Raw genomic sequence first — 12124 nt, 5'->3', positions numbered from 1 at the left:
GCTACCAATATTACCCGTTTTACGGGTTAGATGTACGCCGATACCCTACATGGCATCCAACGAGAATCAGTTGCCGCCATGTCTTCCACGCCTGTTACCCCCGCGATTTCCCAGACTCCGCAGTCGGCGCTGGCGCTCTGGCGCATGAGGCTCATCACGCTCTTACCGCTTGGCGCCATCGCGTGGATCTCCATGGTCCTCGCCGATCACCCCGCGATTGCCCATTACGGCCTTTCTGCCCTGACCCTGGCGATGGGCGCCGGCATGGTGGCTGCCAATACGATGCCGAAACACTGGCTTGCGCCGCTTGCCCCCGGGATGCAGTTCGCGCGCCATCATCTGTTGCGCCTGGGTGTCGCCCTGTACGGCCTTCGCCTGACATTCGGCGCAATTGCGGCGCTTGGCGTCGGTGGGGTGGTGGTGCCGCTGACGATGCTGGTCGCCACGCTGCTCTTCGGCACGTGGGTCGGATCGTCGTTCTTCGGGTTGAGCCGTCGCGAAGCCATCCTGGTCAGCGCCGGTAGTGCGGTTTGCGGAGCGGCGGCGGCGATTGCGGTGTCGTCGGTCGTGCGTACCGATGACCGGCAAACGGCTGTGGCGGTGGCCACGGTGGTGCTTTTCGGAACGATGGGGATGTTGCTTTACCCCTGGCTCTACGAGCTCGCCACGCAACACTGGCACCTTGCCATCAGCGAACGGAGCTTTGGCATCTTTACCGGCGCCACGCTGCATGAAGTGGCCCAGGTGATTGCCTCGGGAAAGATGGTCAGCGATGGCGCGGCCGATGCGGCGGTGGTCGCGAAGATGGTGCGCGTGCTCGCACTGGGCCCCCTGCTGCTGGTCATGGCGCTGTGGCCTCGCACGAGCTGGTCGCAGGCGTCCGGTGGCTCGCGCAATCTGCGTGGGCTGCTCCGGTCGGTGCCTTGGTTTGCGTTGGGGTTCGTCGCTGTGATGGCGCTGAATTCAGCCCAGATGGTGCCGGCGGACTGGAAGCCTGCCCTGATCGGCTTCGATAACTGGATGCTGGCTTGCGCCATGCTTGCCATCGGCCTGCACACCCGCATCGGAGATCTGCTTCGCGCCGGCCGCAAGCCACTGGCGTTGGCGGGCGTCCTCTTCCTGTTCCTGATGGTCGTTGGTGCTGCGCTTTGCGCGCTGCTGGTCTGAGGAGAGCCTGGTGCGGCCGACGGGACTCGAACCCGTAAGCCCGGAAGGCGGCAGATTTTAAGTCTGCTGAGTCTACCAATTTCTCCACGGCCGCACGGCAAGCCCGGTATTGTGGTGGCTTAGCCTGCCGGACGCAAGCTGTTCAACTTGCGACAGAAGTGATGTGCCTGTTACCGGTGGTAACAATGTAGCGCCCGCCGTTTCACCTGAAAAAGCGTGAGCCTCTACAATTCGGTTATCAGAACCCAAATTCCAAGAGGCACGATCATGAAACGTTGGTTGTTCGCAGCATTCGGTGTGACCGCCGCGCTGATGTCGGGCGCTGCAATGGCACATGTGAGCGTTGGCGTGGCGATCGGCGTGCCGGGCGTGGTGATTGGTGCTCCGGCCTATTACCCGCCAGCGCCGGTCTACTATGCGCCGCCGCCGGTGGTGGTCGCGCCTGGACCCGCCTACTATGGTCCTCCTCCCGTCGTGGTGCGGCCGGCTCCGGTCTACTATGGTGGCTACGGTTACTACCGCGGTGGGCCCCGCTACTACTACGGCCCGGGCTGGCATGGTCGCGGCCACGGTCATGGTCGCTGGCATGACTGATTAACCGGCAGGATGTCATCCGAGAAAGAAGCCCCTGACTGGGGCTTCTTTCATTTCTGGCGGTCACTGGCAGGCGTGCTCTGCGGTGCCTTCGGGGTTGCCGGGTGTCTTGCGTGCGTGACAATGCGTCAAGTCGTGCGTCGGGTGAAGGTCTTTCACATTTTGCCGCTGTCGTGGAATGCATCGGCCCGCCCCGGGGGCGATATACTTGCGCCTCATCCCTGACATGAATCGATGGAGAGAGGTAATGCAGCAAAAAACCGTACTGACGGCAGATGACGTGAAGAAGGTGATGGCCGCTGCCGAGGCCGAAGCCCTGGCCAACAACTGGGCCGTCACGATTGTGGTCGTCGATGACGGTGGTCATCCGCTGGCAATGCAGCGTTTGGATGGCGTAGCGCCGATCTCGGCCTACATCGCCACGGAGAAGGCGCGCACCGCATCGCTGGGTCGCCGTGAATCCAAAATCTACGAAGACATGATCAACAATGGCCGCTACTCGTTCATGACCGCCCCGGTACTGAACGGCATGCTGGAGGGCGGTGTGCCTATCGTCGCCAATGGCCAGGTGGTGGGCGCGGTTGGTGTGTCGGGCGTGAAGTCGACCGAAGACGCACAGATCGCACGCGCTGGTATTGCTTCGCTGGGCCTCTGATCGCCCGAAGCAAAAAGCCCCGCGAACGCAACGTCCGCGGGGCGGTATAAAAAGGCGGCATGGCTGGCGTGGTCGGCACGGCAAGGGGTTTGGAGTTGCTTGCTATGCCGGGGATCCAATCGACTGGCTACTGCCCAACGCCCCGGTACGGGGCGGTCCCCACAAAAGTCTTTGCATACCCGACCTTTCGGTCCGGGCCACCTGACCAGATCACTTGGTCAGAATCAGTTTCCCGTAGCGCGTGACACGCAGCGTATAGACGTTCCCGTTGTGCAGAATCGGCAGCGTCGTCGCGCCGTGCATGATGGCTTCTAGCGGTACGGGCTGCGCGGTGCTACCGACGGCCGGCGCGTCCTGGCGCATCAGTGCTTCCAGGCGAGCGGGCAGGGCGGCGACCGCCGATTTGACCGATTCGATTGCTGACGAGGCCGTCGACGTCTCCCGCCTGTCCTGCTGGACAACCTCCACGCGGCGCAGTGACAGACGGCGGCGCGTGACTTCACGCGGTTGCGACATCGGCAGGCTCAGGGTGCTCATGGTCTTCTCCGTACGAAGTATTCAAAGGTGTCGGTGACGATGGAGATGATCATAAATGAGAATTGTTATCATTACAAGCGCGATCGCAATTCGTTACACCCACATCAGTCTTCGAACACGGCTCCTGAGCAGATAAGGCGTCGATCACTAAAAAACAAGGGCACCCCGAGGGGTGCCCTTGTTGCGATGACACAGTTGCGCGACCGGTCTAGTGCTTCGGTTCGGTAATGAACCCGATCTTGCCGAGGCCGCCGTGCTGCGCCGCGGCCATGACCTGGGCGACGCGCTCGTAGCGAACTTCGCGGTCCGCGCGCAGATGCAACTCCGGTTGCGGCTGCTGCAAGGCGGCTTCCGAAATGCGCTGATCCAGCGTGGCGTCGTCAACTTCCTGCTGGTTCCAGAACACCTTGCCTTGGGCATCGATCGAGACGTTGATGCTCTGCGGCTTGGAGTCGTTGGGCTGGTTAGTCGCGCGCGGCAGGTCGATCTTCACCGCGTGATTGATGACGGGAATTGTGATGATGAAGATGATCAGCAGCACCAGCATGACGTCGACCAGTGGCGTCATGTTGATCTCGCTCATCACCTCGTCATCGTCTCCGTCGAGCGTGCCGAATGCCATGATGCTTTCCTTCCTGCGTCTGCCGGGCAGACTTAGTTCTTGACGGCCAGGCGGACCGACGCGTCATCGGCGCGGACGCCACCAGTGGTCGGGCGCACACGGGCGCCGGTCACGAAATAGGCGTGCAGGTCGTGCGCGAAGCGGTTCAACTTGCTGATGACGCCCTTGTTGCCGCGGCTCAGCGCGTTGTAGCCGAGCACGGCCGGGATCGCCACGGCCAGGCCGAAGGCGGTCATGATCAGCGCTTCGCCCACCGGGCCGGCAACCTTGTCGATCGTCGGCACGCCGGAGGCGCCAATGCCGATCAGCGCGTGGTAGATGCCCCACACGGTGCCGAACAGGCCGACGAACGGGGCCGTCGAACCCACCGACGCCAGAATGGCCAGACCTGATTGCATCCGCGCCACGGCTTCGTCGATCGCACTCTTGAGCGAACGGGTCAGCCAGTCCGAGATGTCGAGTGCGTCGTGCAATTGCGGCTGGCTGGCGCGGTGATGCTGAGCCGCCTCACGGCCGGTGACGGCCAGCATGCGGAACGGGTTGGCATCGTTGGCGCCGAGCGTGTCGAGCGCGTGGTCGAAATCGTCGGAATGCCAGAAGCGCTTTTCCGCGCCGTGCGCCATCTTCTTGAGGCGGATCAGATCCCACGCCTTGGTGAGGATCACGATCCACGACAGGAGCGACATGATCAGCAGAATGATGGCGGTCGCGCGCATGACGAAATCGCCTTGCGACCAGAGGTGGGAAAGTCCGAGGTCCTGCATGGTGGTTCCTGAAAAGGGTCAGTGTAAGGAAGTGTCGGAAAGATTCCGGGAAATCAGTTCAATTCGAAATTGATCGGCTGCTGGGCGGTCACCGCCACGGCTCGACCATTATCCATATAGGGCTTGCAACGCATCGCCTGCACAGCGTTGACCGCCGCCGTATCCAGGCGTGTCGATCCGCTCGACGTGACAATGGCAGTCTTTACCACATGCCCGGTTTCGTCCGTGGTCAAACGCACCACGGTCTTGCCGGTTTCGCCCATCCGCCGCGACTGCGACGGATACGTGACCTGCGGCGGCGAACATGCGATCTCGCCGATACCCACTGCACGCGGTGCGGCATTCGCCGGGGCGGCAGGTGCGGCGGGCTCGGGAGCGGGCGCCGGTGGCGCAGGCGGAGCGGGCGGCGCTTCGATCGCGGTAGGCGAGGGCGGCAGCGATGCCACGGGCGTAGGCGTGGGTTGTGGCTTGGGCGGCGTCGGGCGTGGTGTCACGACCTTGACCTGCTTGGGCGGTGTTTGCGGCTGCTGCTTGGGCGGCTCTGGCGCCGGCGGCTGCTGCGGAGGTTCCATCGGGATGATGCGGGCAATGATCTCGGGGGCGATGACAGCTTCCGTCATCTTGCGAGCCAGCCCGCTCTGGATCAAATACAGCAGTCCTGCGTGGAACAGCAGGACCGCGATGGTGATCTTGAAGAAACGTTGATCGAACATGTGAAGAACGACAGGTGTACGCCAGATGGCGCAATCACTTGCGGTAGAACAGGATCAGCGAGATGCCACATCCGACCAGCAGGCTCAATAGCAGTTCCATGATGATAACGCTCCAGAAATAGATACCTCGAAGAAACCGGTTCCCGGGGGGAGCGCCACTCTTGGGTAGCGTATCAGGGCGACAGTATAAACGATAATGATTCTTATTTGTTGCGCATTGTGCAATGCGTGATCGGGATTCTTTCCATCCCCGGATGCGCGCCGCATCAATCGGCACTCCGGGGTTGCGGGTGCGTTACGTGGGCCAGCTCGCGTAACGCAACGTCTCGCCGATGCTCCACACCCGCAAAACCGCGCTAGGATTAACAAATACAGCCATTAGCGGCAGACACGGCACAGGTGCAGCGCGTTCCCCGCGGTCCGGACGCCGAACGCCCCGTGCGAAGGGAACTGGCAATGGACTTTACCCGTTTTGCTGATGACGACCGCATGATGGACGACCGCACCACGCTGTTGCGCGCCTCGTCCGGCGTCGCGGGGACGTCGCCGCTGGACTGGATGTGCGCCCAGTTCGCGCTACGCGTGGTCTGCGCGCTGGGTCCCCGCTTCAATCTGCGCAGCAATATCAATGACGTGCTCACCGTCAGCGCGCAGGAAATGGTCTGGCCCTACGGTGTGGTGCTGCGCGTGCAGCGGTTTCTGTCGGCGCGCTGTGCCGACATGCCGGCGTGGAAGGGGGCCGCAAGGCTTTCCCCGGAAGAATTTCTCGATCGCCATGGCCAATGGAACAGTGCCTTCGATGAAAGTGCGCTGTTTTACTACCTCGACGAGTACGTCAAATACCACGCCAAGGACATGTTTGCCGTGTTCGCGGCCTCATCCGCCGCTATTACGGCGAGGCTCGATGGCGAACGCGTGCTGCTGGTGCGCAACATCGACATGCTCAGCCACGTGCTCAACCTGCCCGAGCATGAGCGCAAGTTGCTGCTGTTCGCGGCGCTGGCGAAGTACAAGCGCGATCTTCGCGCGGTGATGGTCGACTGCAAGGTCGCTCACAGCCAGGAAGCGTTCCAGATCCTGGCGGGCCTGACTGGTGCCAGCCCCGGCGATATTGCCGTCTCGCTGCGCCCGGGTTCGCGGCTCGAGACCCTCAATCTGATCGAGCAACCCCTGCCGGAAAACAGCGTGACCGATCTGGGCGATTTGATGCGCCTGTCCGATCGCCTGTTGCACGTCCTGCTTGGCAACTACGCCAGCGAGGCGGACATGATGGCCGTGTTCACGCGGCCAGCCGCACCGCCGACGCTGGGGACGAGCGACTATCCGCATGTGGAAGCCGACGCCCGTTACCTCACGGCGCTGATGGCCAATGCCACGCGCCAGAATGCCACCGGCGTCAATGTCCTGATCTATGGCCCGCCCGGCACAGGCAAGACCGAGTTCGCACGACTGATCGCGCGTGAGGCCGAGTGCGAGCTTTATGAAGTCGACTGCTTCGATCGAGACGGCAACAGTCTTTCGGGCAAGGATCGGTATCGGTCGCTGCAGGTCTCGCAGGCCTTTCTGCGCGGGCGGCCGCGCACGGCACTGCTGTTCGACGAAGTGGAGGACGTATTTCCGGGCAGCGCGCGCGAGCTGATGAGCCTGTTCGGCCAGGAAGACACGCGCGGTTCGGTCAACGGCAAAGCATGGGTCAACCAGACGCTGGAACAGAATCCGGTGCCGGTGATCTGGATCTCGAATTCGATCCGGCAGATCGATCCGGCATACCTGCGCCGCTTCCAGTTCCACCTGGAGCTGAAGATCCCGCCGCCGCTGGTGCGCGAGAACATTATCCGCAAGCACCTGGGCGGTCTGGCCGTCAGTGATGCCTTCATCGCCACGCTGGCAGCCCGCAAGACGCTGACACCGGCGCAGGTACAGTCAGCCGCGCGGTTCGTGGAGCTGGCGCGGCCCGATGTCGAGGAACCCGTGGAAGCGCTGATACTGCGGCAGCTTGAACACGCGGATCGCGCCATGGGATTGCAGCCCGAAGCGGAGGCGCGTCCCGTGGTGACGCACTACCGCCTGGATAATCTGAATCTGGAAACGCGCTACGCGGTGAACAAGATCGTGCAGGCCCTCGGCGCGCGCAAGCGCGGCACGCTCTGCTTCTATGGGCCACCGGGCACGGGCAAGACCGCGTTGGCCGAGCACATCGCCGCCGAGCTAGATCTGCCGCTTATGATTCGCCGCGCTTCCGACCTGATGAGCAAGTATGTGGGCGAGACCGAGCAGCAGATCGCGGCCATGTTCGCGCGCGCGGAGGAGGACGGGGCGGTGCTGCTACTGGACGAGGCCGACAGCTTTATGCAAAGCCGCCAGCAAGCGGTGCGCAACTACGAGGTGTCCGAAGTCAACGAGATGCTGCAGGGCATGGAACGCTTCAACGGCATCTTCATCTGCACCACCAATCTGTTCGATCGGATCGACGAAGCCGCGCTGCGTCGGTTCTCGTTCAAGATTCGCTTCCAGGCGCTCAAGCCGGCGCAACGGATCTCGATGTTCGTCGACGAAGCACTCGATGGCGATGCGGCGAACATGACCGACGCCATTCGCCGGGAACTCGATGGGATGGATTGCCTGACACCGGGCGACTTCGCGACAGTCAAACGGCAGTGCGTGGTGCTTGGCGAAGCGCTGACGCCCGAGGAATTCCTGGCGCAGCTACGTCAGGAACACGCCGTGAAGCCCGAGGTGCGGCATCACAAGCCGCTGGGCTTTATTCAGTAGCTGGAGCAGGTTCGATCACGACCGTCTCGGCGTTGGCCTCGACATGAAGTAGCGCTGCGGCCATTTCGCGCAGATGGGCAGCGTCCTTGGTGGACAGGTAGCGCACGCTCGGCGCCGTGTCGGGGCTGGCCGCGAGGTCGAACTCCGCGAGCTTGCGTGCGAGTTGGCGTGCGATGGCCACGCCCGTGTCGATCAGCGCCAGTCGTCCGCCGACCAGGTCATCAATCGTTTCCGACAGGAACGGGTAGTGGGTGCAGCCCAGTACAAGGGTGTCGGCGCCGGCCTCGAGCATCGGTGATAGCAGGGTACCCAGGGTTTGGCGGACCGTGTCGCTCGACACATCACCTTGCTCGATCAGCGGTACCAGGCCGACGCCTGCCTCGCAGAGAAAGCGACTCTCATTGCCGAGCGAGGTCAGCAGCCGGTTGAACTTGGCGCTCTTCAGCGTGTTGGCCGTGGCCAGCACGCCCACCACCTTGCTGCGGCTGGCCGCGGCGGCGGGTTTGAGTCCCGGCTCCACGCCGATAATCGGCACGGCAAGACGTTCACGCAGTGTCTGCACCGCATGCATCGTTGCGGTATTGCAGGCAATCACCAGTGCCTTGCATCCCTGCGCGACGAGCCATTCGCAAACCTGCAGCGTGCGCGCCTCCACGAACCGCTCGGGCTTTTCGCCATACGGGGCGTAACGGGAATCGGCGAAGTAGAGCAGCGACTCATGCGGCAGCAGCGCGCGCACTTCACGCAGGACCGACAGGCCACCAAGGCCAGAATCGAAGATGCCGACGGGGGAGGGGTTCACGCGCGCAGTGTCGAGGAGGGTTTGCTTCCCTCTCGCTTGTGGGAGAGGGAAGGGGAGAGGGCGGGCTGTTCCATCTACGACAAGTCGCGATTTGAACCACTGCACCTTCTCCCCCAACCCCTCTTCCACGCAGCGGGAGAGGGGCGTACTACAAGTAGCCGGATTTAGGCCGTCGCGACCGGAATTTTGCCGATCTTGGCCTGCCACTCGGCGGGGCCGGTCTTGTGGACGGACGTGCCCGAGCTATCCACGGCCACCGTCACCGGCATGTCCTTGACGTCGAACTCGTAGATGGCTTCCATGCCGAGGTCTTCGAAGGCGAGGACCTTGGCGCCACGGATCGCCTTCGACACGAGGTAGGCAGCGCCACCCACGGCCATCAGGTAGGCCGACTTGTGCTTCTGGATCGATTCGATTGCGGTGGGGCCACGCTCGGCCTTGCCGATCATCGCGATCAGGCCAGTCTGCGACAGCATCGTCTCGGTGAACTTGTCCATGCGGGTGGCGGTGGTGGGGCCAGCCGGGCCAACCACTTCGTCACGTACCGGATCCACGGGGCCTACGTAGTAGATCACGCGGTTCGTGAAGTCGATCGGCAGCTTCTCGCCCTTGGCCAGCATGTCGGCGATGCGCTTGTGCGCGGCATCACGGCCGGTCAGCATCTTGCCGTTCAGCAGCAGCGTCTGGCCGGGCTTCCACGAGGCGACTTCTTCCGGCGTCAGCGTGTTCAGGTCAACGCTTTTCGACGTTTCGGTGTTCGGTGCCCACTCGACCTTCGGCCATTGCGACAGGTCCGGCGCTTCCAGCTTGGCGACGCCGCTGCCGTCCAGCGTGAAGTGCGCGTGGCGGGTGGCCGCGCAGTTCGGGATCATGGCCACAGGCAGGTTGGCCGCGTGGGTCGGGTAGTCCAGCACCTTCACGTCGAGCACGGTAGCCAGGCCGCCCAGGCCCTGCGCGCCGATGCCCAGTGCGTTGACCTTCTCGTACAGCTCGATGCGCAGTTCTTCGGCGCGGTTGCTCGGGCCGCGGGCGAGCAGGTCCTGAATGTCGATCGGCTCCATCAGGGCTTCCTTGGCCAGCAGCATGGCCTTTTCAGCCGTGCCGCCAATGCCGATGCCCAGCATGCCCGGCGGGCACCAGCCGGCGCCCATGGTCGGCACAGTCTTGAGCACCCAGTCGACGATCGAGTCAGACGGGTTGAGCATCACGAACTTCGACTTGGCTTCGGAACCGCCGCCCTTGGCTGCGACGATCACGTCCACCGTATCGCCCGGAACGATCGACATGTTGATCACCGCCGGGGTGTTGTCCTTCGTATTGGTGCGCTTGCCGGCCGGATCGGCCAGCACGCTGGCGCGCAGCTTGTTGTCCACGTCGTTGTACGCGCGGCGCACGCCTTCGTTGACCATGTCTTCCAGGCTCATCGTGGCGCCATCCCAGCGCACGTTCATGCCCACCTTCAGGAAGACCGTCACGATGCCGGTGTCCTGGCACAGCGGGCGCTTGCCTTCGGCGCACATGCGGCTGTTGGTCAGGATCTGCGCGATCGCATCCTTGGCGGCCGGACTCTTTTCCAGCTCATAGGCGCGGCCCAGGCTGGTGATGTAGTCCATCGGATGGTAGTAGCTGATGTACTGCAGGGAATCGGCGACGCTCTGGATGAGGTCTTCTTGCTTGATGACTGTCATTTTGTGGGGGATGGGCAGCGGTGAAACACAGCCCGGAATCATACACCGTCGCGGCGACGGCTGCCGCTTTGCATACAGCCGTCGACACGAGGTTTGGTAGCGTGATGGGGCGCAGGCGTCACCCGCGTGGCGGGCAACCGTCCCGGCGCGCGGTCAGTGTGTCGCTTCTGCCGCACCGCCGGCAGCGCCAGGTCCGGCGACCGGGTGCGGATGCGTGACCATGCGGTCCACCCAGGCCATCGCCACGGCCGAGAGCAGGAATGCCAGGTGGATGATGACCTGCCACATGATCGTATGTTCGCTGCGCTGGTCGGCGTCGATGAAGGTCTTGAGCAGGTGGATCGACGAAATGCCGATCAGCGCCATCGACAGCTTGACCTTGAGCACGCCGGCATTGACGTGGTCCAGCCATTCGGGCTCGTCGGGGTGGTTGTCGATGCCCAGGCGCGACACGAAGGTTTCATATCCGCCCACGATGACCATGATCAGCAGGTTCGAGATCATCACCACGTCGATCAGGCCCAGCACGACGAGCATGATCTTGGTCTCGTCGAAGGTCGTGACGTGCGACAGCAGGTGCCAGACCTCGACCAGGAAGTGATAGACGTAGACGCCTTGCGCGACGATCAGACCGAGATAGAGCGGCAGTTGCAGCCAGCGCGAGGCGAAGATGATGCGGGGAATCGGGCGAAGCGGGGAGTGGGCCATGGAATTGAATGTAAGTACAGCAAGACAATCAGGATGGGTTATGATTGTACCGTGCGCATTTGACACCTCGCGCCGCGATTCGGTAACCGAACGTCACCGGCCGGGGTCGCCTCCCAACGCCCGGCGCGCGATCGGTCCGGGCCAGCTTGCCAGTACGATGCCTGCGAGCACGCATGCCAGCGCCACGCCGTGCGCCCAGCCCGGACGCTCGCCGAGCACCACGATGCCGTAGAGTGCCGCGGCCACTGGCAGCACCGACGTGAACACGCCGGCCAGTTGTGCCGGAACATGGCGGACGCCTTTCATCCAGAGCCAGAACGAGAACACGCTGGCCGACAGCGCGTACCAGAGCAGCATCGCCCAGGTGGTGCCGCTCACGCTGCCGAAGTCGAACGTCAGCAGCGGCACCAGTCCTAGCGGCAGCATCAGCGCGCCGCCGATCAGATGTGTGTAGGCGCAGATTTCGATTGCGGCCAAGGTCTGGGAGAGCCGGCGCGACAGAATCACGTAGATCGACTCGCATACCACCGCGCCCAGGATCATCAGGTTGCCGATCAGCGCGCCGCTGCCGCCACCGCTGCTGGTCGCGGCATCATGGCCGCTGCCGCGCGCGATATTGAGCACCGCGATACCCGCCACGGCCAGCAGCACAGAGAACACCGTCCGCCGCGACAGCCGCTCGCGCAGCCAGAGCCATGACAGGATGGCCACCGTGGCCGGAATCGTGCTGGTGATCACCCCGGCGGCCATCGCGCTGGTCAGTCGCACGCCGCCCAGCATCAGCAACGTGAACATGAACGTGCCGAAGAACGCCATCAGGAACAGGTTGATCCATTCGCCACGCGAGACCTGGCGCATCCGCGCTGGCCTATACCACGGGGAAAGGCAGACGATCGCGATCAGGAAGCGCAGCAGCGCGAACAGCAGTACCGGTACTTCCGCGATGATGGATTTGCCCAGGCCTACGTTGCTGCCAACCAGGGCCATGGCGGCGATCAGGAAAAAGGCGTGGATGGGCAAGGGGTGTCCGGCAGGAAGGGGTGCGACGTGGAGACGACGGAAACACTGACGCCGGAGAAAGGGCGCGCCAGAAAGGGCGTGC

At 63.3% G+C, this 12124-nt stretch carries 12 protein-coding genes and 1 tRNA gene; 4 read left to right on the top strand and 9 right to left on the bottom strand.

The window, feature by feature from the left end:
* The first annotated feature begins 78 nt into the window (after positions 1-78).
* Positions 79-1167 (top strand): YeiH family protein, encoded by a 1089-nt coding sequence (locus tag WD006_RS07995; protein ID WP_029307410.1) that lies wholly within the window; start codon positions 79-81, stop codon positions 1165-1167.
* Positions 1168-1175: 8 nt separating this feature from the next.
* Here the strand turns inward: WD006_RS07995 and WD006_RS07990 are convergent.
* Positions 1176-1261: transfer RNA gene (locus tag WD006_RS07990), tRNA-Leu, on the bottom strand.
* 173 nt (positions 1262-1434) lie between these two features.
* Here WD006_RS07990 and WD006_RS07985 point away from each other — a divergent pair.
* Positions 1435-1761 (top strand): hypothetical protein, encoded by a 327-nt coding sequence (locus tag WD006_RS07985; RefSeq protein WP_011516986.1) that lies wholly within the window; start codon positions 1435-1437, stop codon positions 1759-1761.
* 247 nt (positions 1762-2008) lie between these two features.
* Complete coding sequence (locus WD006_RS07980) at positions 2009-2416, top strand: heme-binding protein (RefSeq protein WP_008642389.1); 408 nt, start codon at positions 2009-2011, stop codon at positions 2414-2416.
* A gap of 210 nt (positions 2417-2626) precedes the next feature.
* On the opposite strand, the gene hemP is transcribed toward WD006_RS07980, so the two are convergent.
* The 4 genes from hemP to WD006_RS07960 all read right to left on the bottom strand — a co-directional run bounded on the left by hemP (position 2627) and on the right by WD006_RS07960 (position 5052).
* Positions 2627-2953: a hemin uptake protein HemP gene (hemP, locus tag WD006_RS07975; protein ID WP_011516984.1), complete on the bottom strand. Its 327-nt coding sequence runs from the start codon at positions 2951-2953 to the stop codon at positions 2627-2629.
* 208 nt (positions 2954-3161) lie between these two features.
* A complete protein-coding gene (locus tag WD006_RS07970) occupies positions 3162-3575 on the bottom strand; it encodes an ExbD/TolR family protein (RefSeq protein ID WP_029307411.1) in 414 nt (137 codons plus the stop codon).
* Positions 3576-3607: 32 nt separating this feature from the next.
* Positions 3608-4339, bottom strand: a complete 732-nt coding sequence (locus WD006_RS07965; RefSeq protein ID WP_008642395.1) for a MotA/TolQ/ExbB proton channel family protein — start codon at positions 4337-4339, stop codon at positions 3608-3610.
* A 53-nt stretch (positions 4340-4392) separates the two neighbouring features.
* Complete coding sequence (locus WD006_RS07960; protein WP_011516982.1) at positions 4393-5052, bottom strand: energy transducer TonB; 660 nt, start codon at positions 5050-5052, stop codon at positions 4393-4395.
* Between the two features lie 456 nt (positions 5053-5508).
* On the opposite strand from WD006_RS07960, the gene WD006_RS07955 reads away from it, so the two are divergent.
* Positions 5509-7824 carry an AAA family ATPase gene (locus WD006_RS07955; protein ID WP_029307413.1) on the top strand — a complete coding sequence of 772 codons (2316 nt, stop codon included), beginning with the start codon at positions 5509-5511 and terminating at the stop codon, positions 7822-7824.
* Here WD006_RS07955 and murI read toward each other — a convergent pair.
* The 4 genes from murI to WD006_RS07935 all read right to left on the bottom strand — a co-directional run bounded on the left by murI (position 7814) and on the right by WD006_RS07935 (position 12042).
* Complete coding sequence (gene murI / locus WD006_RS07950) at positions 7814-8626, bottom strand: glutamate racemase (RefSeq protein ID WP_029307414.1); 813 nt, start codon at positions 8624-8626, stop codon at positions 7814-7816. The two genes, WD006_RS07955 and murI, sit on opposite strands and share 11 nt — an antisense overlap.
* Before the next feature lie 164 nt (positions 8627-8790).
* Positions 8791-10314 (bottom strand): fumarate hydratase, encoded by a 1524-nt coding sequence (locus WD006_RS07945; RefSeq protein WP_008642400.1) that lies wholly within the window; start codon positions 10312-10314, stop codon positions 8791-8793.
* A gap of 153 nt (positions 10315-10467) precedes the next feature.
* Complete coding sequence (locus WD006_RS07940) at positions 10468-11022, bottom strand: TIGR00645 family protein (RefSeq protein ID WP_029307415.1); 555 nt, start codon at positions 11020-11022, stop codon at positions 10468-10470.
* A 93-nt stretch (positions 11023-11115) separates the two neighbouring features.
* Positions 11116-12042, bottom strand: a complete 927-nt coding sequence (locus WD006_RS07935; protein ID WP_011516976.1) for a DMT family transporter — start codon at positions 12040-12042, stop codon at positions 11116-11118.
* Positions 12043-12124 lie beyond the last annotated feature (82 nt).

The sequence above is a fragment of the Cupriavidus sp. Met-2 genome (genome assembly GCF_049843575.1).
Classification (GTDB): Bacteria; Pseudomonadota; Gammaproteobacteria; order Burkholderiales; family Burkholderiaceae; genus Cupriavidus; species Cupriavidus metallidurans.
The sequence above is the reverse complement of the archived record's forward strand: the minus strand, read 5'-3'. Positions and strand labels throughout refer to the sequence as shown.